Source organism: Bacillus sp. F9_6S_D1_P_5 (assembly GCF_054823925.1).
In genome coordinates this window covers 1-25,802 of sequence record NZ_JBTREW010000038.1, presented here as the reverse complement: position 1 = coordinate 25,802, position 25,802 = coordinate 1, and the positions used below count along the sequence as shown (strand labels likewise).

Sequence of the window (25,802 nt, the reverse complement as noted above, 5' to 3'; positions counted from 1 at the left end):
CTTTTCCTCTTTTTTATCAGTGTTGACACATAAAAAGAGGTTCAGACACAAAAATAGGCTGTGGAGAAGACTTTCTCCACAGCCTGAAAAAAAGATGCTATCTTCTAGCATCTTTTTTTCTTTAAGAGAAAATATCATTGATACTCATATTATTTGAAATTCAAATGCAGGCATACAAATAAGGGAAAAGGAGATAATATTTAACAAACTATAATTGGAAATGGTATTTTAGGTCAGAAATGTTTTTATATTAATTAGGTTATTGGTACTAAATAAGCATAATGTCTTGCTTTTATGCTCTTTAATCTTACAGTTATTTTTTATTAAGTACATACCGTTCTTTAGAAGTCTCAATCCTAGTAGAGTATATAAATTGGGTGATAAACATGTGGAACATAATTACTTCTTATCTTCCAGATTGGAAAGTCTTTGTACAAGCTTTTATTTTGTTTTTAATTCCGTATACTATCTCAAGATTTTTTCATTGGGTTCGTATGTCAGAGAAAGAGTGGGAAGAATGAGTTGGTGGAAGTCAAGAGACAAACAAGTGAAGAAAAATAATATTCAAAATAAAACGAAACAAGAGTATAAACCTTCTCAAAATACAACCGTTCATTTCACAAATGATTTTGCCTCTAACTTAGAACTTATAAAGCAACAGATCGGACATAATTCTGATGTTCGTTTTCGGAAGTTTAATATTGGACGCACAGATATTCAAGCTGGGATCATTTTTGTTGATGGTCTATCAGATAAAGAGATCATTGACAAACACATTATGAAGTTACTAATGGATGATTTTTCTGACGAATATAAAAATGAATCTTCTTATGTGGAGGGGACTGTTTCAAAAGAATATATTAAAAATAAAGTTCTTACAATTAGTGAAGTAGCAGAAGTCCATTACATAAAAGATTTGATATCCAAAGTATTGATAGGTTCAACAGCTCTCTTAATTGATGGTTTAGCAGATGTGTTTATTCTTGGTACAACAAAAGCAAATAAACGAAACATGGAAGAACCAGTATCAGAGGCATTAGTCAGAGGGCCACGGGTCGGTTTTACTGAAGTATTAAGTGATAATACCTCACTTTTGCGACGGCATTGTGCGGATGAGAACTTATCATTAGTAAAGCTACCGGTAGGAGAACGTGCAAAGAAAGAGTTAGTTGTCGCATTTATTAAAGATCTTGCTAGTACAGAATTGGTGGAAGAAATAAAAAGTAGAATTCAGAAAATTGACATAGACAGTGTACTCGAATCTGGTTATATAGAGCAACTCATTGAAGATAATTATCTCAGTCCTTTTCCACAGATTCAAAATACAGAACGACCTGATCGTGTTATTAGTGCTTTGATGGAAGGTCGAGTAGCTATTTTGTTAGATGGAACACCATTTGTTTTAATTGCTCCAGTTACATTTAGTATGCTGCTGCAATCACCAGAAGATTATTATGAAAGGTGGATTCCTGGTACGCTTCTCCGCTTATTACGCTTCATGACAGCTTTTGTTTCATTATTTGCTCCAGCACTGTATATTTCTTTTATTTCATTTCATCCAGGATTAATTCCCACTAAGCTAGCTATTTCTATTATCGGATCGCGAGAAGGAGTTCCTTTTCCCGCTTTAATCGAAGCGTTGATTATGGAAGTAGCCATCGAAGTTTTACGAGAAGCAGGTTTACGTCTGCCTAAACCGATTGGACCTGCAATGGGAATTGTGGGCGGTTTAATAATTGGTCAGGCTGCCGTAGAAGCAGGAATTGTTAGTCCAATAATGGTTATCGTTGTTGCGGTAACAGCTATTTCTTCTTTTACTATCCCACAATATAGTGTGGGAATTACGTTACGCATTCTTCGTTTTGTAGCTATGTTTTGTGCTGCGATATTTGGCTTGTATGGAGTTATTCTCTTCTTTCTTTTACTTTGCAGTCATTTAGTGAAACTGAAAAGTTTTGGCGTTCCTTATACTAGCCCTGCTGTTCCGTATCGATTTAGTGACTGGAAAGATTTTATGGTTCGCATGCCATTAAAAATAATGAGACGTAGACCAAAAATAATGCATACTAAAAAAACTATCCGCAAAAAGTAGCTGATGATGAAAGGAAGTGGCCTTCAGTGATTACTAAATCCCAAGACCGAATAACAACTTCGCAAGCAGTTGTTATTATTGTAAATTACATACTCGGAACAGGAATCCTCACTCTGCCTAGAGCATCTGTGGAAAAAGTGAAAACACCAGATGTATGGCTAAGTGTGATATTAGGTGGAATCCTCGCAATGGTTTCAGGAGTAATCATGGTCAAATTAAGTCAAGGATTCCCAGAAAAAACCTTTTATCAATACAGTCAAGAAATTGTAGGGAAATGGATAGGCAGGTTACTTAGTTTTCTTATTATAGGTTATTTTCTTACAACCTCAGCTTTTCAAATTCGTTCAATGGCAGAAGTAATAAGCTTTTTTTTGCTCGAAGGAACTCCTACATGGGCTATTATTATGCCTTTTATGTGGATAGGTCTCTATTTGATTATGAGTGGTATTAACTCAATTGCACGGATGTTTGAAATAATATTCCCTATTACTGTTTTTATTTTTTTAGTCATTTCCTTTATGAGTATCGGAATATTTGAGATAGATAATCTCCGTCCCGTATTGGGTTTTGGGATTAAACCAGTGTTAGATGGGATAAAAACAACGTCTCTCGCATATACAGGTCCTGAAATTATGTTAATTCTTTTGGTGTTTATGGAACAACGAAATAAAGCAGTAAAAGCTATTTTAGTTGGAATTTCTATTCCGTTAATCTTTTATGTAATAACTGTTGTAATGGTCATCGGAGCATTATCAATTGATGGGGTTGTAACAAGAACATGGCCGACAATTGACCTTATGCGCAGTTTTGAAATTTCTGGTTTGATATTTGAACGTTTTGAATCTTTACTACTTGTAATATGGATTATGCAAATATTTGCTACCTATACGATTAGTTACTATGCAGCTGCATTAGGATTAGCCCAACTCTTTAAAAAGAGTATTCATCCGTTTATTTTTGCTTTGATTCCAATCATTTACATCATTGCTATGACTTCGAAAAATATAAATCATTTGCTTAAATTGGGGGATATGCTCGGTAATGCTGCTATATTTTTATTTGGTTTACTGCCACTGCTCCTTCTTATTATTAAGCGATTAAAAGGAGGAATAGTGTGAAAAAGAAATTTAATTATATGCAGTTCTATTTGGCTTTGTTATCGATGCTGGTGCTCCTATTTTTAACAGGATGTTGGAGCAGTAAAGAAGTAGAAGAGTTGAGTTTAACTGCAGGTATAGCACTAGATAAAGGGAAGGATTCAACAATTGAGAAAGAGGATGAGGAAGGAGGATATTCTAAAAAAAATCTTATAACAGCTACTTATCAAATTGTTAGTTCGCAAGCACAAAGTAAAGGAAACGGACAACAAAAACGTTATATAAATGTTTCAGAGACCGGTGATTCCATTCATCAAATTGTTCGGGAGCTTTCATTGAAAAGAGAGAGCGAAATGTTCAGCCCGCATTTAAAAAACATTGTTATTAGTGATAGTCTTGTACGTACATACAGTTTAGAACAATTACTTGAGCAGTATCTCCGTGACAATGAAGTTCGGCTTAGCTCTATGATCTTAATTAGCAAGGGGCTAGCGAAGGAGGTACTGGAATCAAACAAAAAAGGAGAAATCCCAGCATTTCGTTTGTCTGGAATTGCAGATAATAGAAATAGAACAACAAGGATTTTACCTCCTGTATCGCTCGCTAAATTAGAAGGAAAGATGCGGTCAGGGTCCAGTTTTCTTTTGCAAAATGTAATCTCGATGAATGGGGAAACAAAATTTGCAGGAGCTGCTGTAATTAAAGGAAAGACAAAAAAATTGATGGGCTTTTTAAATGAACAGGAATTGGAAGGAGTAGTATGGATAAACGGAAAAAGGAATGGTGGTGTGGTAAAAACTTTTGATAAAGAATCAAAGAAACTCATTATATACGAAATAAAGTCAATAAAAAGCAAAATCATACCACATGTTAACGGAAATAATATTTCCTTTGATGTAAACATTGAATCAGAAGGACGTTTGTCTGAAAATTGGGTGCAATCAGGAAAAGATTTTGAAAATGAATTTTTAAAAAGGGAAGAAAAAGCTATTGAAAATGAAGTAAAGCACTTAGTACATCATGTTATAAAAAAAATACAAAAAGAATATCAAGTCGATATTGCGGGTTTTGGCAACCAATTAAGAATTAAACACCCGAGAACATGGGAGGAAGTCAAAAAAGATTGGGATCGAACATTTAGTAAGGTACCGATTAAATATCATATAAATGTAACTATACAAGATTATGGAGCGTCAAGTTTAAAACGGTGAGACGTCTTAATTGACCTTATATTTACACAAAAACAAAAAGTTACAAAAATTTTAATTTAAAAATTTTTGTAACTTTTTGTTTTTTTATGTCCTTCTTATTATAAATTAAAGAAATGATTTTATCCTATACGTTTCTTTTGCGTTATAAAAGTAGATCACAATAGTTACTATTTAATGTTAGGAAAGAGGAATCGTTATATGTCTTGAATAGGAGGGAGTTTGAAGTGCAAGCGAAAGCAGTGCAAATAGAAGAAATCTATCAAGAAATATTAGATGGTAAAAGAAGTAGGTTTCCACCGAATACATGGAAAGAAGATAGCAATAGAGAGCTATCTAAAAGGGTTACAAAATATTTAATTGAAACAATTTTAAAATGGAATGAAGAGGATATTAAACAAAAATGGAATACCCCTTTAATTATAAAATATCGATTACTCGGCGCGCTCAAACATGGTTATGATAACAGTCCCTATAAGATGATTGAAGACTTATATCCTAATAGATTTAAAGAGTGGGAGTTCGGTATGGCACCATTAAATTTTTGGACTAAAGAAAAAGCTCTTGAAGCATTAAAATGGACTGTCGAAGAAAAAGAAAAGCTAAGTAAAGTAGAACTACTCAAATTCTATAGTAAAAAATGGTTAGAGAAAAATAAACTCAGTGCACCATTAGTTATGTATTGGAATGGTAGCCCTTATGCAATGATAAATTCTTTATATCCTAATAAATTTAAAGAGTGGGAATTTAGTATGACTCCTAACAATTTTTGGACTAAAGAAAAAGCATTGGTAGCATTAAGGTGGACTATTGAAGAAAAAGAAAAATTAACTTCTTTTCAATTATTACAAGTTTACAGTGTAAAATGGCTTACTATTCATAAATTAATTTCCCCTTGTCAAATATTCTGGAATAACAGTCCGTACTCCATGATCAATGAATTATATCCTGGTCAAAATAAAGAATGGGAATATAAATTCACACCTACCGATTTTTGGACTAAAAAAAAAGCATTAGAGGCGCTGAAGTGGACTATTGAAGAAAAGGAAAAACTAACAGAGGAGCAATTACTATCTATGTACACACAAAGATGGTTAATTAAACATAAGTTATGGACACCATTAAGAAGATATTGGAAGGGAAGTCCATACAATATGTTAAATACTTTATACCCCAATCGTTATGCAAAAGATATGTTAAAAGGTTATAAAAATAAATAATGATTATATTAGAAGTCTTACTTATATCATACAATATCAAGTTTAAGATAGAGTTAATGAACTCTTAACTTAATTATAGGAGCGAAATTACATGTCACCTTTACGAGATGAAACATTGAAAATGCATAAAGAAAAACAAGGGAAGATTGGTGTTTATTCTAAAGTTAAAGTACAAAATTCAACGGATTTAAGTCTCGCTTACTCACCAGGTGTTGCTGAGCCATGCCTAGAGATTTATAAAGATGAAAGCAAATTATATGATTATACAATGAAAGGGAATCTAGTTGGAGTTATATCCGATGGAACTGCAGTATTAGGTCTTGGGAATATTGGACCTAAAGCAGCTATGCCAGTGATGGAGGGAAAAGCTTTACTTTTCAAATCATTTGCTGAGATCGATGCTTTTCCTATTTGTTTAAACACTAATAATCCGGATAAGATTGTTGAAGTTGTTAAATTATTAGAACCAAATTTTGGTGGGATAAACTTAGAAGATATTGCAGCACCTCAATGCTTTGAAATTGAGGAGCGCCTAAGAAAATCTTGTGATATTCCTGTTTTCCATGATGATCAACACGGTACAGCTATTGTAACGATTGCTGGCCTAATTAATGCACTTAAGTTAACAAATAAAAAAATTGAAGATGTGCAAATCGTTGTGAATGGTGCTGGTGCTGCTGGGATAGCGATTGTTAAGCTGTTACTTCATATGCATGTAAAAAATGTTATTTTGTGTGACACAAAAGGGATAATATATGAACAGCGACCTATTGGAATGAATGCGCTTAAAGAAGAAATAGCTCGTATTACAAATATAGAACAGAAGCGGGGAACATTAGCAGAGGCCCTTATTGATGCTGATGTATTTATTGGAGTATCAGCTGCAGATGTAGTTGATGAGGATATGATTCGTTCTATGAATCATAATCCTATTATTTTTGCCTTGGCTAACCCTACACCTGAAATTATGCCTAATAAAGCAAAAATAGCAGGAGCACTAGTAGTTGGTACAGGACGTTCTGATTTTCCTAATCAAGTAAATAATGTACTAGCTTTCCCTGGAGTTTTTCGTGGAGCTTTAGATGTACAAGCAAAAGAAATTAATGAAGAAATGAAGCTAGCAGCTGTTTATGCAATAGCTGAGTTAATTTCAGAAGAAGAGCTTCATGTCAACTATGTCATTCCAAATCCGTTTGATCCTAGGGTGGTGCCACATGTAGCATATGCTGTCGCACGTGCTGCAGTGGAAACCGGTGTTTCAAGAAAAAATATCAGCATGTCTGAAATTAAAAACAATCTATTCAGGTTAACAAAAGAGGCAAATATATTAAAATAAATATTTTTCTTAAGAAAATATTATGTAGTAAAGGTTATCTACTTAGTTCTTAGCGTATAAAAAGTTAAATTATGTATATCTCCCTTTCTGATATTTGTAAAACGCATATATTTATTCCTTGTGAAGCATGGAAATTAACAAAGTCTTAAAAGGAGCGAGTTTAAATGATGATTGTTCTTCAGGTAGTTTTAGCAATTTTTATTGTAGTAGGGGGATTCATAAAAATTTTTCGTATATCTTTTCAGGTGGAACATTGGCAACAATATCAATATCCATTATGGATTATGTCTATAATTGGTTTTATTGAAATTATTGGAGCAATAGGTATAATCGGTGGTATTTGGAATCAATACTTAGCGCTAGGAGCAAATATATTATTAGCAGTTCTCATGGTCGGAGCCATTCATGCTCATATGTTTCGAGCAAAACAATCTATTTTAATGATAATCCCTGCATTACTTTGTTTCATGCTATCTACGGCGATAATTATTTGGAATTTAAATACATTTTCTTAAGCGTAACTATAAATTTTGAAAATAAGTAATTATTAGAGGAATATGTAAGCTCTATTTAAAATGGTGAATAGTTAAAGAATATTAATTCCGAAAAATTATCACCATTTTACTCTTGTTTTTAATAGTTCTATGAATAGAAAGTCTCTTCATTTTTTTAAATGCATGCTTGTAAACGACATACGAAAACATAACTCATTATAGGAAGGAGAATTTTTAAATTCTATTGATAAAACCAGTAATTGTAATAGCCCTTATTTAGAATAATAATTTCAAAATCAATAAAGTTTAGAATAGAAGGAGCAAGATCAAATTATTATGAATAAACAAATAGGATTTATCGGATGTGGAAACATGGGTATTGCTATGATAGGTGGAATGATTAATAAAAATATAGTGTCTCCAAATCAAATAATTTGTTCAGATTTAAACGTCAGTAATTTAAAAAATGCTAGTAATAAATATGGCATAACTATAACTACTAACAATAATGAAGTCGCTAACAGTGCTGACATTTTAATTTTATCAATTAAACCAGACTTATACACATCGGTAATTAACCAAATAAAAGACCAAATAAAAAATGATGTAATTGTTGTAACTATTGCTGCAGGAAAAAGTATTAAGAGCACTGAGAATGAATTTGATAGAAAGTTAAAGGTTATTAGAGTAATGCCGAATATACCGGTACTTGTTGGGGAAGGAATGTCTGCATTATCTTTTAATGAAATGGTTACAGAAAAAGATATAAAAGAGGTACTAAATATATTTAATAGTTTCGGCCAGACGGAGGTCGTAAATGAAAAATTAATGGATGTTGTTACATCTATTAGTGGTTCTTCTCCAGCATATGTGTATATGTTTATAGAAGCCATGGCAGATGCTGCTGTACTTGACGGTATGCCGAGAAACCAGGCTTATAAATTTGCGGCTCAGGCTGTATTAGGTTCTGCAAAAATGGTATTGGAAACGGGAATACATCCAGGTGAATTGAAGGATATGGTTTGTTCTCCAGGGGGAACGACGATAGAAGCTGTAGCAACATTAGAAGAAAAAGGTTTAAGAACAGCTATCATTTCAGCTATGAAACGTTGTACGAAAAAATCTATGGAAATGTCTCGTTTAACTAGTAAGTGAGAAGATTTGTTTAGGCGTAACTTCATATCCATTAATGTAAGCTATTATTTAAATTAAAAGCTTGTTGCTATTCTCTTATAGAGAGCGGGGCATAAAATTGCCTTTCGCAATGGTGCTCTAGGCTGGAATAAACTAGATTAATATATATTATTGGGAAAACAAAGAGCGTATACAAATGTATAATCGGAGGAGTTGTTATGTCAAATAAAGTTCCTACTTCTTTTATCATTATTATAGGATTGATGCTGTTTGCATTGTTTTTTGGAGCAGGAAATTTAATTTTTCCACCTATGCTTGGTCAAATGGCTGGAAATAATGTATGGATAGCCAATGCAGGCTTTTTAGTTACTGGAGTTGGTTTACCATTGTTAGCAATAACAGCATTTGTTTTTTCAGGTGAAAGTGATTTGCAATCTTTAGCTAGTCGTGTACATCCGGTGTTTGGTATTGTATTTGCGATCGTTCTCTATCTAGCGATTGGTCCCTTTTATGCCATCCCTAGATCTGGAACTGTATCATTTGAAATTGGAATTAAACCGTTTTTATCAAATGATGCAGGTCCTGTTGCATTAACAGTATTTATAATCTTATTTTTCACAGTTACATGCTTATTATCCCTTAATCCTACAAAACTTGTTGATATAGTTGGAAAAGTTTTGACTCCTATCAAATTGACTGTTATTGGGATGCTCGTAGTTGTTGCTTTTATTCACCCAATTGGAAGAATTCAGGCACCTAGTGAAGTGTATGCATCAGATGCATTTTTTAAAGGTTTTCAAGAAGGGTATTTAACATTAGATGCCCTTGGAGCTTTTGTTTTTGGAATTATTATTGTGAATGCAATTAGAGAAAAAGGGGCTACTACTAAAAAGCAGCTTATGGCTGTTTGTGTAAAAGCAACGGCTATTGCTGCTACACTCTTAGCTCTTATCTATACTGCCCTTTCCTATATGGGCGCTTCTAGTGTAGAAAAACTAGGTCGTTTAAATAATGGGGCTGAAGTTTTAGCAAAAGTTTCGGGCTATTACTTTGGTTCGTATGGTGCAATTTTCTTAGGTGTAATGATTATAGTAGCATGTTTAATCACAAGCGTAGGACTTATCACTGCTTGTTCTTCTTTTTTTCATAAATTATTTCCAAAGATTTCTTACAAAAAAATTGCTATTATTTTGTCTGTTTTCAGTACACTAGTTGCAAATATAGGGTTAACACAATTAATTAAGATTTCAATCCCTGTATTAATAACTATGTATCCAATTGCTATTACCTTAATATTTCTAACATTTTTACACTCTGTATTCAATGGTAGATTTGAAGTATATCAAGGGAGTTTGATATTGACATTTATTTTTAGTTCGTTAGATGGATTAAAAGCTGCTGGAATAGAAAGCGAAATAATCAATAATTTTCTTGAGCATTTTCTTCCTTTATATAGTGTAGGTTTAGGATGGGGATTTCCGGCTATTATAGGCGGTGTATGTGGGTATATTGTTAGTGTATTACGGAAGAAAAATACCGTAAGTTCTAGTGAAACTCAATTAAATAAATAAATTCTTTTTGTTTATCATACCATTATCGGGGATACAAAACTAATTAACTCTTTGGAATGAAAAAATCTTTTATTTATATCGTTTGAGGTAAATTGAATGAGCTATAACACATTATAGCTGATGTTTGTTGAACACTGGAGGGAAGAGAAAAAATAGAATGTTTCAAATTTATTTAACGTAGAAGAAATATTATAAGACTATGTAATAACTAAGTAAATTTATATACAACAATAACGAGAAGAACAAACCTTATTTTAAAGGGGATACAGAGAATATGAGTAAGTTATTAAAAAAGAAATCCGTTACACAATTGTTAGAGCATAATCAAAGCAAGACCTTAACGAAAACATTAGGAGCATTTGATTTAATTATGTTAGGGGTAGGCTCGATAATTGGAACGGGGGTTCTTGTGTTAACTGGATTAGTAGCAGCAAGAGATGCTGGTCCAGCAGTTATTTTTTCATTTGTACTTGCAGCAATTATATGCGGATTTATAGCATTATGTTACGCAGAAATTGCTTCCACACTCCCGGCATCTGGTAGTGTATATACGTACTCATATGCAACAATTGGTGAGTTTGTTGCTCATCTAGTAGGTTGGTCTTTACTGTTAATATATATTGTGGCAACAGCGGCTGTCGCTACTGGATGGACAGGCTATTTCTGCAATTTAATAAAAGGGTTTGGATTAGAGATACCTAAAGCTCTAGTAACGATTCCTTCGCATGGTGGTATTGTAAATCTACCGGCAGTAATTATTACATTAATATTAGCATGGATGTTATCCCGTGGTACGAGGGAAAGTAAACGAATCAATAATATAATGGTATTGATTAAAATTGGTATGATTTTATTGTTTATTACAGTTGGTATATTCTATGTAAAACCAACGAACTGGATACCAATTGCACCATACGGTTTAAGTGGAGTTTTTACGGGTGGAGCAGCTATTTTATTCGCCTTCACGGGTTTTGATATATTAGCAACTTCAGCAGAAGAAGTAAAAGATCCGAAGCGTAATCTTCCCATCGGTATTATTGCATCATTAATCATATGTACAATTATTTATGTTATCGTATGCCTTGTTATGACAGGAATGGTTTCCTATAAAGAATTAAATGTCCCTGAGGCAATGGCTTATGTAATGGAAGTGGTAGGACAAGGAAAAGTCGCTGGTGCAATTGCTGCAGGTGCTGTAATTGGCCTTATGGCTGTTATTTTTTCCAATATGTATGCGGCAACACGAGTATTCTTTGCAATGAGTCGTGATGGATTGTTACCGAAATCATTTGCAAAAGTTAATAAGAAAACTGGAGCACCCACTTTTATAACTGGATTGGCAGGAATAGGGAGCTCTATAATAGCTGGGTTTATTGATTTGAAAGAATTGGTTAATTTAGTTAATATCGGTAGTTTGGTGACGTTTGCGTTAGTTTGTCTATCAGTTATTATTCTCCGTAAATCACACCCAAATTTAAAACGTGGATTTATGGTACCTTTTGTACCTGTATTACCAAGCGTTTCAATTGTTTGTTGTGTGTTTTTAATGCTAAATTTACCGTTAAGAACATGGATGTACTTTAGTATTTGGATTACTATTGGAGCAGTAATATATTTCTTTTATTCGATAAAACACAGTAATTTAAATGAGGAAACGATCTCGAAATTACATGATAAAATTGCGAGATAATAACGATAGAAAATTGTATTAATAATCATATTAATAGTTGAGTAACATAGAAATAGTTTTTTAACATTTAGCAAGAAATAAAATGAAAAATCCTAGGACAGCTGAGTGCCTTTTTTAGAAACCTTGCCTGTTTTTCATGATTTAAAACTAATAAGGAGAGGAAAGTATGAGTGAATTGCATTTTATGAGTCTAGAAGAACTGGATAATGAATTAGAAAAAGATGACAGTGGTATTTATTTTATTAAAGATTATAATGACAATATTATTTATATAGGCAAGGCTTTTAGTATAAAAAGTAGAGTATTAGCTCATTTTAATAGTTATTCCAATATTAAGGAATATGTACATTTATTTAATAAAGTAGCGTATCTCATTGAAGATAGTTTGTTAAAACGCTCATTGTTACAAGTTACTTATATGATTAAATATAAACCAGTATTAAACAAAGAAGTCCAAAAAGAATTCCCAGAGTTATATACTCAATACATTAAGCAAACAAATAAAAAATCCATGTTGTTAGAAATTGATGAAGCTAAAGAAAAAAGGGATGAGTTAAAGAATAGATTAGTAAAATTAGTGGGTGGAAAAACTATGTTTTATGACATAATTTCTCTATTAAACAATGGATATAACTATCATGTTCTCGCAAAAGTATTGAGCATAGAACTTCAAACTTTAATTATAATGAAAGAACACCGAAACAAATTCCCGATACCACATAATTATAAGAGGACAATAAAGCATCAAGATATAATGTATGCTTTATCTGGAAAAAAGAATTTAAGTACTTCAAGGTTAAACACTTAACTTTAAAGTAGTAAATTCGTTGCTTTTATTGTTATATTGAAATGCAATGTACATTTGTATTTCAAATTTAATTGGTGGAATAAGGGGAGGGAAAGGGTTCCCATAAAAATACTAGAAGAAATTAGGTTACTCATGCATAAATAGGCACATGTTATTTATAAATATATTGGAAGTGCAATTATAAATATTCAAAGATACGAAAGTAATACAAATGAAATTCTTATTTCTGCTACTACAAGTACTATTGAGAAAATGAAGTATGAAATTGCTTTTGAACTAGGAGTCACACTGGGAACTGATACATCATCATCTGCAAATGGTTCGGATCGGTGGAGAGATTACAAAACGCTTAGTTCGAATGACTGAAAAACAGTTAACAGGTCAATACAGATTATTTTTCCTTTAATTTACAAAAAAATGAATTTTGAAATTGAAAAAACTTCTCAGATTCCTTTGTAATAATCTTTTGTAGGTATGTTAATGGCATGGGTATCGAAAGAGAATTAATTCAATACAAACGATGTATGAGCCCTTAAAAGAGTTTTGGTGTTATTTGCAATTTTAATTCCATAATACTTAAGCCGATATAATAAAATGTTTTATGTCTAAATCGATATAAAGTAATAATTATTAAGTAATATTTCTTTTTTTATAGAATAAGTAAAAACTGATACTGTAGTAATTACTGTTTTGAGGTCAATTTACTGTGCACTTTAATTATTGAAGTTTTTTTGTTGATTAACAACTATTGTATTTGGAAATTAATAATAAGTTTATCCCGCTATTTGTGGGCAGTAAGACCCTCACCTCAAAATTTAGCGGAAGCAAAGAAGTTAGGTGGGGGATCAACTGTCCGTAAAAGCCCGATTGGTGAGGGCTAATAATCAGTGGGGGATGAACAAAACCCCCACTGATTAAAGTTTCACTTTATGTGATGCGGTAATAAAACTATCTAGTTTGCTATTCTTAGTATTTGTAAAGTATATATATTTTTTCCTCTATTGTGGAAAGTAAAACTAATGTTGCGACCAATAATATAGTACCAATTAGATAAAACTAGTTGCCACTATATAGCCGATTTTTTGAATATTCCATTCGTTTTTTATTCTTATTTTTTGTTGATGAAAAGACCTTTCTCTCAATTAAATGTTTAATTGAGTACTTGAATTTCCTCCACCTTGTATTTTTCAAAGCATAGTGCTTCAAAAATAGCCTTATCACTTTCATCTGTTTCCAATTTCATGACCTCTTTATTATCTTTTTTTAAAATTTGGAATGAAGTGGTTTTTTAGTTTCACATTTAAATTAGCAGTATTTATTTTTTGAATTCAATTTGTATAAGTGATTGAATTGGAACTTTGACTGTTGTTTCTTGCGGTGGTACAGTATCTCCTGTAACTTTCGCTGCATTTTAAATCTTTTTCCAGCTTGGTCCTCGCATTGACTTCCACTGTATTTTGTAGTACTTCACTGTTTTCTCAAGTTCAATAATTATATCTTGTAGAATTAAGAAAAGAACTTAGTGTATTTCATTTACTTATCTACTCTGATATTTAGATGCTAACTACAATTAAATAATATATGATTTTTATAAAAAAGATATAGTAATATTTTGTTGTGAATTGTACTAATTTGATATTTTATAGTATTATTTGTCGTGAATTATATATAACAGAATATATTTTATGGATCTATAAAGGAGAATGTAATGAATACTTCCATCGATATACAACACTTGTGTGATCTTGCACATAAAGCATTTAATGCCCCTGTACATATTTTATCTGCAGACAGAAAAATTTTATATCATTCTACATCTAATAATGTTTGTAGTCCTTTTTATTCTTCTAAAGAAGAACATCTTACTGATATTTATCAAGAAAACGATCCCTTTAACTTGCCACTTTTCCGAAGTAACAACTATCTTGAAAATTTTGTTCTAATTCATATAGAAAATCATGATGATATTAAAGGGACTATTATAATTGGTCCTACTATACATCCAAAAGATTCAGATGATATGATCATAAAATTTCAGAAAGAATTTAAATCAAATGATAACATTCAAGAAAGACTTGCCTATTATCAGTGTTTATCTGAGATTAAAAAAACTACATTAATTGATATGGGAATTTTATTACATTACATGATTTTCAATGAAAAGTTAGATGTAGATATTGTCTTGGAAAAAAATAAAGTACTAGAGGAAATTCCTAATAAAATTGTGAAACCTGATTTATATATTTTAAAACGCCGACAAAACAAACCTAAAACGCACAATATGGCATTAGTAAATGATTTCTTCTCGACTATCAAAGAAGGAAATAAAAAAAAGTTAATACAGTATATGTATGCGGTTTCGCAAGAAGATGTTGAACTTATGCTAATAGAGGATCCGCTCAGGAATCAAAAAAACCTTGGAATTATTGCGATTACCTTAGCCACTCGATATGCAATAGAAGGAAATCTGCCACCAGATATTGCTTTTGCTCATAGTATTTTATATATACAAACCCTGGAACAATTAGATAGTGTAGAATCTGTAAAGCGTTTGTCAGGGGACGCTTTACGTACCTTTGCAGATCGTGTGAAAGAATACAATGCAAAAAAGTATTCTTACGCGGTTACTACATGTATAAAACATATTAATAAAAATGTTTACGATGGAATATCTCTGAATGAACTTGCTAATCATTTAGAAATTACGCCTACTTATCTGTCTAAACTATTTAAAAAAGAAATGGGAATCACTTTAAGCGAATATATTCAAAGGGAACGAGTGGAAGAAGCAAAAAAATTATTAACACTCACTACTTATTCATTATCAGATATCTGTGCTTGGCTTAACTTTAATGACCAAAGTTATTTTATAAGAGTTTTCAAAAAACACACTAGCATGACTCCTAGGCAGTACCGTGAAAAATATACAATAATATAAGCTTGTTATCTGCTGTCTCCAATGTAAAGACTTAAACATGGGTATAAGTATCCTAAAAAATAAAAATTCACTAACCATTATTTTGCTAAAGGAAACAAAAAGATAGAAGGCTGCAAAGTGTTTCAAGGAGGCTTTGCAGCTTTTTTGTAATTTAGAACCTACGTTTATAACGAAGATAAGTTTATAGATTAATATCTTCATATTGAATATTAATGATATTAGGATGTTTTGTAAAAAAATCAACAATATAACATATATTACTAAATATATCTACATTTTATGCAATTATACATAACTAAATAAAGGTAAAAAAGTATAAAAAGACCTATTATATTATTCTATAAGTATTTTTTCTAAAATAAAATTTCTTGGTTGAGCTAAAATAGTTATTTATAACCGTATACACATTAATTTGTAATCATTCCAATTACAGAAATGAAATTTACGGATAACTATATTTATATAATTTTTTTGGGACATATTTTTATTTAACAGTAAATTATCGAGCTTAATCGACAAAATTTTTCTATTTACGCATTAAAAAATTAATGTTTTAATGAACAACATAACTGGTATGACCAGACAGAAAGGAGAAGGTTACGCTAATAGGAATTATAGTGAAGTTGTAAGTAACATTATGTCGTTGGTAATTTTCTAAATAGTCAATTTATTCACAAGAGGTCAAGAATCAAATTTGTAATAAACGTGTTCTAAGTTTCTGCATAACAAAAGTGAAGTTATTCCGCAATAAAAGTATAAGCGATGTACAGCATAATTTCACCTTTTGTAGTCTAATAAGGAGTTTGCGGACAAAACTAAGAGATATATTATGAAATTAAAATTAAACAATGTTACGAAAAGATTAACTGTAAGCATTGGTGTATTAATTCTCGCGGTTCTGTAAGTTAAACCGCAATTCTAGGGAAGAATTAATAATTTACTATTCATAGGGTGCTTGATTCAAATATATTTAGTAAATTTTCATTATTTATATTTAAAAAATAGAGTATCGAATGAGAGATAAATAAAATCCTTACATCCTATTAGAAGTGAAAACTAACGATATTACCCTATCTGAAAGATTTCTCCTTCCTAACCAGTTTACAAAGAGAGAGGTCGTACAAGTTATATGAATTAAGTTATAAAAACAATGGTAAAGGAGTGTACGGAATGAAAACTAAAATAATGACAGGATTTTTAATAACATCCATTGTAACTGGAGCAACTATTCCTATCAATACTCTCGCAACACCAATCGTTCAAGCAGAAACTCAACAAGAAAACATGGATATTTCTTCATCATTACGAAAATTAGGTGCGCAATCTAAATTAATCCAAACGTATATTGATCAATCTTTAATGAGTCCTAATGTACAGCTAGAGGAAGTCCCAGCTTTAAATACAAATCAATTCCTAATCAAACAAGATATGAAGGAATGGTCATCGGAACTCTATCCACAGTTAATTCTATTAAATTCAAAAAGTAAAGGATTTGTAACAAAATTTAATAGCTATTACCCGACATTAAAATCGTTTGTAGACAATAAAGAAGATAGAGAAGGGCTTTCGGATAGACTTGAAGTACTTCAAGAAATGGCTATGACGAATCAAGAAAATGCGCAACGACAAATCAATGAATTAACAGAACTTAAATTACAGCTTGATAAAAAATTAAAAGATTTTGATACTAATGTGGCAACTGCGCAAGGCATATTAGGTACAGATGGAACAGGAAAAATAGATCAGTTAAAAAATGAAATATTAAATACCAAAAAAGCAATTCAAAATGATTTACAACAAATTGCATTAATACCTGGAGCTTTAAATGAGCAGGGATTTGCTATATTCAAAGAAGTTTATAGTCTTTCAAAAGAAATTATTGAACCAGCTGCTCAAGCAGGGGTGGCAGCGTATAACAAAGGAAAAGAAATTAACAACTCTATTCTAGAAGCGGAGAAAAAAGCGGCGCAAGAAGCGACAGAACAAGGTAAAACTGCTCTAGAGATTGAATCAGCAAAAAAAGCAGCTCGTGAAGCAATTGAGAAAAGCAAACAAGGTGAAATAGCAGCCGCAGCCGCAGCAAAAACACAAGAGTATGACCTGATGAAAGCCATTGATACCGAAAAGATTAAGAAAACATTTGGCGTTTTTGCTGAAGTAAATAAATTAACAGCAGAACAGCGAGCATATTTAGATGATTTAGAGAAACAAAATCAAAAAATATATGATTTAACAACGAAACTATCAATAGCTGATTTACAAAAATCAATGCTTCTTCTTACACAAAATGATTTGCATACGTTTGCAAATCAAGTAGATGTAGAACTTGATCTACTAAAGCGCTATAAAGAAGATTTAAATCTAATAAAAAATAGCATTACAAAATTATCTACTAATGTTGATACAACTAACGAGCAGTCTCAAAAAGATACATTAAGACAATTAAAAAATGTAATAAGTTACCTTGAAGAACAAGTGTATAAATTTTGATATTGCGTTTTTTGGAAATCTATAAAGATTATAAGCATTTAGCGAAAGAAGGAGAATAGTCATGAAAAAATTTCCATTCAAAGTACTAACTTTAGCTACATTAGCAACTGTTATAACTGCTACTACCGGTAACACTATTCATGCATTTGCACAAGAAACGACCGCTCAAGAACAAAAAGTAGGCAATTATGCATTAGGCCCCGAAGGACTAAAGAAAGCATTGGCTGAAACAGGGTCTCATATTCTAGTAATGGATTTATACGCAAAAACAATGATTAAGCAACCAAATGTAAATTTATCTAATATCGATTTAGGCTCAGAGGGGGGAGAGTTGCTCAAAAATATTCACCTTAATCAAGAGCTGTCACGAATCAATGCGAATTACTGGTTAGATACAGCGAAGCCACAGATTCAAAAAACTGCTCGTAATATTGTAAATTACGATGAACAATTTCAAAATTATTACGACACATTAGTAGAAACTGTACAAAAGAAAGATAAGGCAGGTCTAAAAGAGGGCATAAATGATTTAATTACTACAATCAATACAAATTCAAAAGAAGTTACAGATGTGATTAAGATGCTACAAGACTTCAAAGGGAAACTATATCAAAATTCTACAGATTTTAAAAATAATGTTGGTGGTCCAGATGGGAAAGGTGGATTAACTGCAATATTAGCAGGTCAACAGGCAACGATTCCACAACTTCAAGCTGAAATTGAGCAACTTCGTGCTACTCAGAAAAAACATTTTGATGATGTATTAGCATGGTCAATTGGTGGTGGATTGGGAGCAGCTATTTTAGTTATTGCAGCTATTGGAGGAGCGGTAGTTATTGTTGTAACTGGTGGTACAGCAACACCGGCTGTTGTTGGTGGACTCTCGGCTCTTGGTGCAGCTGGTATTGGTTTAGGAACAGCGGCTGGTGTCACAGCATCTAAGCATATGGACTCCTATAATGAAATTTCTAACAAAATCGGAGAATTAAGTATGAAAGCAGATCGTGCTAATCAAGCAGTTCTTTCGCTTACTAACGCGAAAGAAACATTGGCATATTTATATCAGACTGTAGATCAAGCGATATTGTCTCTAACAAATATTCAAAAGCAATGGAATACAATGGGCGCAAATTATACAGATTTACTGGATAATATCGATTCTATGCAAGACCACAAATTCTCTTTAATACCAGATGATTTAAAAGCCGCTAAAGAAAGTTGGAATGATATTCATAAAGATGCAGAATTCATTTCAAAAGATATTGCTTTTAAACAGGAGTAGAACTGAAATTTAAAACCTAAATTGGAGGAAAATGAAATGATAAAAAAAATCCCTTACAAATTACTCGCTGTATCGACGTTATTAACTATTACAACCGCTAATGTAGTTTCACCTGTAGCAACTTTTGCAAGTGAAATTGAACAAACGAACAATGGAGATACGGCTCTTTCTGCAAATGAAGCGAAGATGAAAGAAACTTTGCAAAAGGCTGGATTATTTGCAAAATCTATGAATGCCTATTCTTATATGTTAATTAAAAATCCTGATGTGAATTTTGAGGGAATTACTATTAATGGATATGTAGATTTACCTGGTAGAATCGTACAAGATCAAAAGAATGCAAGAGCACATGCTGTTACTTGGGATACGAAAGTGAAAAAACAGCTTTTAGATACATTGACTGGTATTGTTGAATATGATACGACGTTTGACAATTATTATGAAACAATGGTAGAGGCAATTAATACAGGGGATGGAGAAACTTTAAAAGAAGGGATTACAGATTTACGAGGTGAAATTCAACAAAATCAAAAGTATGCACAACAACTAATAGAAGAATTAACTAAATTAAGAGACTCTATTGGACACGATGTTAGAGCATTTGGAAGTAATAAAGAGCTCTTGCAGTCAATTTTAAAAAATCAAGGTGCAGATGTTGATGCCGATCAAAAGCGTCTAGAAGAAGTATTAGGATCAGTAAACTATTATAAACAATTAGAATCTGATGGGTTTAATGTAATGAAGGGTGCTATTTTGGGTCTACCAATAATTGGCGGTATTATAGTGGGAGTAGCAAGGGATAATTTAGGTAAGTTAGAGCCTTTATTAGCAGAATTACGTCAGACCGTGGATTATAAAGTAACCTTAAATCGTGTAGTTGGAGTTGCTTACAGTAATATTAATGAAATGCACAAGGCGCTTGATGATGCTATTAACGCTCTTACTTATATGTCCACGCAGTGGCATGATTTAGATTCTCAATATTCGGGCGTTCTAGGGCATATTGAGAATGCAGCTCAAAAAGCCGATCAAAATAAATTTAAATTCTTAAAACCTAATTTAAATGCAGCGAAAGACAGTTGGAAAACATTACGAACAGATGCTGTTACATTAAAAGAAGGAATAAAGGAGTTAAAAGTAGAAACTGTTACTCCACAAAAATAGGGAAATATTAATTCTGTTGTAAAGTGAACTAAAACATAGAAAGTATATGATTACACTGCTAAACAGAAAAGTTATAATTAATAAATCCTTATATAACAGAAAGGCGGAGTCTCATTAAAGACTTCGCCTTTCAATTATATATAAGTATTATTCGAATAAAAAATAACCTTGTAGTTTAATTGCTTTTTAAAAATTTGCAACAGAATCGGTTAATTTGAAGCAGATTATATACATTTTCTTTAATACTTAATGATTTGAAGGTTGCTAAAGAAAGTTCAAACGATACTAATAAAAGATGTAGAACTCATTTTGAAAGACATCGCTTTTTAATAAGATTAGAACTTGAAACCATACCCTATATAGGAGGAATACGAAAAGATGAAAAAAATCCCTAATAAACTACTCACTGTATCAGCGTTTTTAACTATAACAACTACTTATGCAGTCATACCAATAGAAACTTTTGCAATTGAAATTCAACAAACGAACACTGAAAATAGGTCTCTTTCAGCAAATGAAGAACAGATGAAAAAAGCTTTGCAAGATGCTGGTTTATTTGTAAAAGCTATGAATGAATATTCTTATTTGCTAATTAATAATCCAGATGTGAGTTTTGAAGGAATAACTATTAATGGAAATACAGATTTACCTAGTAAAATTGTACAAGATCAAAAGAATGCAAGAGCACATGCTGTTACATGGAATACACAAGTAAAAAAACATCTTTTTGATACTTTGACAGGCATTATAGAATTCGATACAAAATTTGAAAATCATTATGAAACATTAGTAGAGGCAATCAATACTGGAAATGGAGATACTTTAAAAAAGGGGATTACAGATTTACAAGGAGGAATTCAACAAAATCAAAAGTCTGCAAAAGCATTAATAGAAGAATTAATTCAATTAAAAAATGCTATTGGAGAAGATGTTAGAACATTTGGAAGTCATAAAGAGACATTGCAATCGATTTTAAAAAACCAAGGTGCTGATGTGGAGGCTGACCAAAAGCGTCTAGAGGACCTTTTAGGACAAGTAAAATATCAGAAAGACATAGAATCTAAGGGGTTAGACATGGTGAAAATCCCCTTTATTCCAACCTTGATTGCTGGTGGCATAATGATAGGTGATGCAAGAGGTAAGTTAGGTTGGCTAGAACCTGAATTAGCAAAATTGCATCAGACTGTAGATTATAAAATAACATTGAATCGTGTAGTTGGAGTTGCATTTCATAATATTAGTGATATGCATAGTATGCTTGATAGTGCTATCACTGCTCTCACTTATATGTCTACGCAATGGGAGGATTTAGATTCTCAATATTCGGGTGTACTGGGACATATTGATAAAGCTGATCAAAAAGCTGATCAAAATAAATATAAATTCTTAACCCCTAGCTTGAATGCAGCGAAAAACAGTTGGAAAACATTAAAAACAGATGTTGTCACTTTGCAAGAAGGGATAAAAATTGCAGAGAAAAAAGAACAGGATTTTTTGAATCAGCTTCGTCCATCAAACGTTTTCTACTTTTATAAAAAAATTCATAACGCATACACTTTTGAAATAAAGACTGGAACAAATGCGCCAAATGCGTCTTATAAAGTTATGAATTTAACTAAAAACACTGTTCATAATATGTGGAGTGGAGGGGCTAATACTAACATGTGGGCTGATTGGCTTTCATTCAATCCAAATGATGAATTTGCGGTAGTAGCAGTAGTGGATGGTAAAGAATATGTTGTGTATAAAGACAAAGTACAAAATATAATGAACTGAATCTGAAAAGTAACGAAGTAATTGGAGCTGGACAATAAACTAGACACCAAGTTAATTGAAAAATCTCCTTATATCCTAGAATACTTTGCTCAAGCAAAAGAATTTGTTCAACGAAAAAGTAAATATTGAACCAAGGAGTTAGTTGTATTATGTGTATGGTTTTACCGAAAGGTTTCAAGTACATTACTCATACAATTATGTAGTTATCCTGAAGCATCTACAGGTGTTCTTATCGACCCTGAAGAACTACTTCGCTTCCTAAGTGGAGTAATTTTATACAAAATTAAGTGAACGTTTTTGTACATAGATTAGTTGACATTTATATAGGTTTTTTCCATTTTTAAAGATAGTTTTGTTTTTTGTGTTATTTTTCAAAAATTACAGATGAAATTTCTATATTCATGAACTCAGCGCATAATGATTGTTCGATGAAACGACATACCACGTCCCTTTAGATTTTCAGACATATTACGATAACTTAAAGAAAAAAGATAATAGTAGTAAACGGTTGCTATTATCTTTTTTAACTATTTTTCACTAAAATATCTTATCTGCTGTGCTCATAATTTACTTTTCTAGATTTTATCCTAGTTTAAATTTTATGCATTTGAACTGTTTATACTATTTGTAGGATTTTTAGCTTTTTTGTCGAATACACTTAATGCAAGGAGGGACATTACATGATTATTAAAGATTATTTCATCAATCTTTCTATTTTTTCTTTATTAGTTAGCGCAGCAATATTTATTCAAGTGTTTACAATTAATTTCAGGAAATATTTAGAAAAAATCTATGGAGGGATTATTGCAGTTACGTTAATGTTCTTTTCTTTTCCATACATGGGATTTTCCTACGATCTTCGAGTTGTTCCTCTTATTCTATCTTTTATTTACTTTGGTCGTATTGCCGGTTGGATTACGTTAATTAGCATTATTATAATGCGTATCTTTTACATTGGAGGTTACTGGGAACCTCCTGTGATTGCTTATTTAGGTATGGGTATCCTATTTACTAGTTTTAAAACATATTTTAAAAACCTTCATCCCTTTAAAAGTGCATCTTTCTATTTTTCTGTTTTTGTCGGAATAAAGTGGTTAGTTGGCATATTATTTAATACTACATTACTTTACACAGGAGGCTTATTATATATAGCGTTAGGACTTTTGATTGGGCTATTTCTTATGGAAGCCTACCAGAGATTGTATTATTTAACACAAGACTTATCTAAAATAAATCGAGAGTTAAAAAAATCGAAGAAAGAACTTATAGATACCGTACATGAGCTTCAAGGAGGAATTTTTAAATTTAAAAAAGTGGGTAAGCACTTTATACACACTTTATGTGATGGACAGTTTTATTATCAAAACGGATTTTATTCTCAACAGGTGGTAGGAAAAAGCTTACGCACTATTGATGCTTCTATTGTTCCTCCACATTTAGTTCCACAATTGATGAAGTACTATCTTCAGGCGTGGGAAGGGAGAGAAATTATATTTGAATTACCTTGGCCAAATGATAAAACTATTATTCTTATTGCGCTTAGGCCAATTAAACGAAATGGACAAGTTATTGAAGTTGTTGGTTCTACAGTTGATATAACCGAAAAGAAAAAGGTAGAATCAGAATTAAGGGCTACCAAAGAATTATTAGAATCATTTATAAAGCACAATCTAGATGCTATTACCATTTCTGATCGAGAAGGGCATATTTTACAAGCGAATAAAGCTTATGAAAATATATTTGGGTGGTCATCACAAGAAATCATAGGTAAGAGATTACCCTGTGTACCAGATTTTTTAATGGAAGAATCACTCGAAAATATTCAGAAAATTCTAACTAACGAATCCGTAGTGACTAGATTAGAAACTGTTAGACAACGTAACGATGGAAGTCTTCTTGATGTCAGTTTGACAGTTTCTCCTATACTAGATGTAAGAGGAAATGTGATAGCTTTATCAGCAATATGTAGAGACATCTCTGAAAGAAAACAAGCAGAAAGAGAACGGCATCGATTACACAAGCAATTAAGAGATAGTGAAATGAAGTACCGTGCACTAATTGAACAAGCAACTGACGCCATATATGTAGTAGAGCTGAATGAAGATCATGCCCCAAGTCGATTTATTGAGGTAAACCCTGTTGGGTGTAAAAGATTTGGATATAGTAGAGAAGAGTTGCTCTCACTATCATTTCCAGATGTAGTACCACAAGATTCTCGAATGATCGTAAGGTTGTTAGAAAAAATTAAAAAGGGACAAACTTCCTTCACTTTGCAAGATGAATATGTTTTTCCAACGGGAAAAATAATAACAACCGAGTTTAATGTGCGTGTTTTTAAGTTAAATGGTAAAAAGGTCTTTTTAAGTATTTCTCGTGATATTACTGAAAGATTAAAAACAGAAGAATTACTACGAAAATCTGAAAAACTTGCTATTGTAGGACAATTAGCAACTGTAATGGCTCATGAGATTAATAATCCATTAACCGCAATGAAAGGGTTCATGCAATTACTAAAACTAACGGAAAATGAGAATAATCAGGGTTATATTAATATAGTATCATCAGAGATTGAGCGTATAGAGAGTATTACCAATGAATTTATGGCGGTAGCCAAACCACAGATGGTAAAAATACAACTTAATGATATTAGTGTGCTAATAGATCAAGTTTTAATGCTACTGCAACCTCAAGCAATGATGAATAATATAAAAATTAGAATCGAACTTAAACCTGGTATTCCATTGATTTCGTGTGAAGGAAACCAATTAAAACAAGTATTTGTTAATATTTTAAAAAATGCAATTGAATCCATGCCGACGGGAGGGGAAATTCTGATCCAAGTAAATATACTTGATAATAATCAAGTAAGCATTCGTTTTATCGATCAAGGTTGTGGGATTCCAAAAGAACGTATACCATATCTCGGAGAACCTTTTTATAGTATTAAGGAAGAGGGGATTGGCTTAGGTTTAATGATATGTTATAAAATTATTGAAACACATCGGGGAAAGGTTGTTATTGAGAGTGAAGTGAATAAGGGGACTATAGTTGAAGTCACTCTCCCTATTTGTACACTTCAAAATTAATACATTTTTCTATTGAAATTTTATTAGAAGATATACAAAATGTAATGCTAAGTTTTATATGCTACTCGTATAATAAAAGTAACTGGAAAATTCCGTATCGTTGTTAGTGCCTTTGTAATTATCGTTACTGCATTAAATCAATTATTGGATTTTGATTCTATTGAAAATGGTGTGGGTAGTGGGGCAGCAAGATATATGGATTGTTATAGTGCAATAGGGCTCATGATGACATTAGTATGGCTATATCTTGAAATTCTTCGTTTTGTTTCTTACTTTATGGAAACCGAAGTGTAGAAAAAACTGCATGTTTCAAACATGCAGTTTTTTTCAGAGTGTTGGGAAACCCTGAAGGGGTTCCCAACACTCCGGAATCTTTTTTGATTTTAGTGAAAGAAAACAATATAAAATCATAGAAT

The 25,802-nt window shown here is 31.9% G+C and carries 17 protein-coding genes and 2 pseudogenes; 18 read left to right on the top strand and 1 reads right to left on the bottom strand.

Annotation, left to right across the window (positions count from 1 at the left end; genetic code table 11):
- Nucleotides 1-517: 517 nt before the first annotated feature.
- The 11 genes and pseudogenes from ACUXEY_RS27185 (at nucleotide 518) to ACUXEY_RS27135 (ending at nucleotide 13,056) form a co-directional block, all read left to right on the top strand.
- Nucleotides 518-2,092 carry a spore germination protein gene (locus ACUXEY_RS27185; protein WP_000119219.1) on the top strand — a complete coding sequence of 525 codons (1,575 nt, stop codon included), beginning with the start codon at nucleotides 518-520 and terminating at the stop codon, nucleotides 2,090-2,092.
- Between the two features lie 26 nt (nucleotides 2,093-2,118).
- Nucleotides 2,119-3,210 carry a spore germination protein gene (locus ACUXEY_RS27180; protein ID WP_000629019.1) on the top strand — a complete coding sequence of 364 codons (1,092 nt, stop codon included), beginning with the start codon at nucleotides 2,119-2,121 and terminating at the stop codon, nucleotides 3,208-3,210.
- A complete protein-coding gene (locus ACUXEY_RS27175; protein ID WP_461302011.1) occupies nucleotides 3,207-4,400 on the top strand; it encodes a Ger(x)C family spore germination protein in 1,194 nt (397 codons plus the stop codon). Before ACUXEY_RS27180 ends, ACUXEY_RS27175 begins: the two co-directional genes overlap by 4 nt.
- Nucleotides 4,401-4,624: 224 nt before the next feature.
- Nucleotides 4,625-5,617, top strand: coding sequence for a DUF4046 domain-containing protein (locus ACUXEY_RS27170; protein ID WP_461302010.1), 993 nt, complete (start codon nucleotides 4,625-4,627; stop codon nucleotides 5,615-5,617).
- A 91-nt stretch (nucleotides 5,618-5,708) separates the two neighbouring features.
- Nucleotides 5,709-6,953 carry an NAD(P)-dependent malic enzyme gene (locus ACUXEY_RS27165; protein ID WP_461302009.1) on the top strand — a complete coding sequence of 415 codons (1,245 nt, stop codon included), beginning with the start codon at nucleotides 5,709-5,711 and terminating at the stop codon, nucleotides 6,951-6,953.
- Nucleotides 6,954-7,117: 164 nt separating this feature from the next.
- The gene (locus ACUXEY_RS27160; RefSeq protein ID WP_461302008.1) at nucleotides 7,118-7,468 is read left to right on the top strand and encodes a DoxX family protein; all 351 of its coding nucleotides are present in this window, start codon (nucleotides 7,118-7,120) and stop codon (nucleotides 7,466-7,468) included.
- A gap of 315 nt (nucleotides 7,469-7,783) precedes the next feature.
- Nucleotides 7,784-8,602 carry a pyrroline-5-carboxylate reductase gene (gene proC / locus ACUXEY_RS27155; RefSeq protein ID WP_461302007.1) on the top strand — a complete coding sequence of 273 codons (819 nt, stop codon included), beginning with the start codon at nucleotides 7,784-7,786 and terminating at the stop codon, nucleotides 8,600-8,602.
- A 197-nt stretch (nucleotides 8,603-8,799) separates the two neighbouring features.
- Nucleotides 8,800-10,152: a branched-chain amino acid transport system II carrier protein BrnQ5 gene (gene brnQ5, locus ACUXEY_RS27150; protein ID WP_461302006.1), complete on the top strand. Its 1,353-nt coding sequence runs from the start codon at nucleotides 8,800-8,802 to the stop codon at nucleotides 10,150-10,152.
- Nucleotides 10,153-10,426: 274 nt separating this feature from the next.
- On the top strand, nucleotides 10,427-11,842 hold the full coding sequence (locus ACUXEY_RS27145; protein WP_461302005.1) for an amino acid permease: 1,416 nt from the start codon (nucleotides 10,427-10,429) through the stop codon (nucleotides 11,840-11,842).
- A gap of 166 nt (nucleotides 11,843-12,008) precedes the next feature.
- Entirely contained in the window at nucleotides 12,009-12,650 is a 642-nt protein-coding gene (locus ACUXEY_RS27140) for a nucleotide excision repair endonuclease (protein ID WP_001292174.1), read from the top strand.
- Between the two features lie 180 nt (nucleotides 12,651-12,830).
- Nucleotides 12,831-13,056 (top strand): annotated as a pseudogene (locus ACUXEY_RS27135) (small, acid-soluble spore protein, alpha/beta type).
- Nucleotides 13,057-13,800: 744 nt separating this feature from the next.
- On the opposite strand, the gene ACUXEY_RS27130 reads toward ACUXEY_RS27135, so the two are convergent.
- Nucleotides 13,801-13,920, bottom strand: a complete 120-nt coding sequence (locus ACUXEY_RS27130) for a hypothetical protein (RefSeq protein ID WP_033680952.1) — start codon at nucleotides 13,918-13,920, stop codon at nucleotides 13,801-13,803.
- 438 nt (nucleotides 13,921-14,358) lie between these two features.
- On the opposite strand from ACUXEY_RS27130, the gene ACUXEY_RS27125 reads away from it, so the two are divergent.
- The 7 genes and pseudogenes from ACUXEY_RS27125 to ACUXEY_RS27095 all read left to right on the top strand — a co-directional run.
- Nucleotides 14,359-15,588, top strand: a complete 1,230-nt coding sequence (locus ACUXEY_RS27125; RefSeq protein WP_131260416.1) for a helix-turn-helix domain-containing protein — start codon at nucleotides 14,359-14,361, stop codon at nucleotides 15,586-15,588.
- A 1,170-nt stretch (nucleotides 15,589-16,758) separates the two neighbouring features.
- Nucleotides 16,759-18,078: a hemolytic enterotoxin HBL lytic component L2 gene (gene hblC, locus ACUXEY_RS27120; RefSeq protein ID WP_461302004.1), complete on the top strand. Its 1,320-nt coding sequence runs from the start codon at nucleotides 16,759-16,761 to the stop codon at nucleotides 18,076-18,078.
- A gap of 61 nt (nucleotides 18,079-18,139) precedes the next feature.
- Nucleotides 18,140-19,360 (top strand): hemolytic enterotoxin HBL lytic component L1, encoded by a 1,221-nt coding sequence (gene hblD / locus ACUXEY_RS27115; protein ID WP_000714433.1) that lies wholly within the window; start codon nucleotides 18,140-18,142, stop codon nucleotides 19,358-19,360.
- A 36-nt stretch (nucleotides 19,361-19,396) separates the two neighbouring features.
- Nucleotides 19,397-20,524, top strand: a complete 1,128-nt coding sequence (gene hblA, locus ACUXEY_RS27110; protein ID WP_000591961.1) for a hemolysin BL binding component B — start codon at nucleotides 19,397-19,399, stop codon at nucleotides 20,522-20,524.
- Between the two features lie 378 nt (nucleotides 20,525-20,902).
- Complete coding sequence (gene hblB, locus ACUXEY_RS27105) at nucleotides 20,903-22,300, top strand: hemolysin BL regulatory component HblB (RefSeq protein WP_461302003.1); 1,398 nt, start codon at nucleotides 20,903-20,905, stop codon at nucleotides 22,298-22,300.
- 680 nt (nucleotides 22,301-22,980) lie between these two features.
- On the top strand, nucleotides 22,981-25,386 hold the full coding sequence (locus ACUXEY_RS27100; RefSeq protein WP_461302002.1) for a PAS domain S-box protein: 2,406 nt from the start codon (nucleotides 22,981-22,983) through the stop codon (nucleotides 25,384-25,386).
- Between the two features lie 105 nt (nucleotides 25,387-25,491).
- Nucleotides 25,492-25,680: pseudogene (locus tag ACUXEY_RS27095) on the top strand (Bax inhibitor-1/YccA family membrane protein); the annotation flags it as partial.
- Nucleotides 25,681-25,802 lie beyond the last annotated feature (122 nt).

Coding starts and splice junctions, on each gene's coding strand:
- ACUXEY_RS27185 (WP_000119219.1), top strand. CDS start 518: ATGAGTTGGTGGAAGTCAAGAGACAAACAAGTGAAGAAAAATAATATT.
- ACUXEY_RS27165 (WP_461302009.1), top strand. CDS start 5,709: ATGTCACCTTTACGAGATGAAACATTGAAAATGCATAAAGAAAAACAA.
- ACUXEY_RS27160 (WP_461302008.1), top strand. CDS start 7,118: ATGATGATTGTTCTTCAGGTAGTTTTAGCAATTTTTATTGTAGTAGGG.
- proC (WP_461302007.1), top strand. CDS start 7,784: ATGAATAAACAAATAGGATTTATCGGATGTGGAAACATGGGTATTGCT.
- brnQ5 (WP_461302006.1), top strand. CDS start 8,800: ATGTCAAATAAAGTTCCTACTTCTTTTATCATTATTATAGGATTGATG.
- ACUXEY_RS27145 (WP_461302005.1), top strand. CDS start 10,427: ATGAGTAAGTTATTAAAAAAGAAATCCGTTACACAATTGTTAGAGCAT.
- ACUXEY_RS27140 (WP_001292174.1), top strand. CDS start 12,009: ATGAGTGAATTGCATTTTATGAGTCTAGAAGAACTGGATAATGAATTA.
- ACUXEY_RS27125 (WP_131260416.1), top strand. CDS start 14,359: ATGAATACTTCCATCGATATACAACACTTGTGTGATCTTGCACATAAA.
- hblC (WP_461302004.1), top strand. CDS start 16,759: ATGAAAACTAAAATAATGACAGGATTTTTAATAACATCCATTGTAACT.
- hblD (WP_000714433.1), top strand. CDS start 18,140: ATGAAAAAATTTCCATTCAAAGTACTAACTTTAGCTACATTAGCAACT.
- hblA (WP_000591961.1), top strand. CDS start 19,397: ATGATAAAAAAAATCCCTTACAAATTACTCGCTGTATCGACGTTATTA.
- hblB (WP_461302003.1), top strand. CDS start 20,903: ATGAAAAAAATCCCTAATAAACTACTCACTGTATCAGCGTTTTTAACT.
- ACUXEY_RS27100 (WP_461302002.1), top strand. CDS start 22,981: ATGATTATTAAAGATTATTTCATCAATCTTTCTATTTTTTCTTTATTA.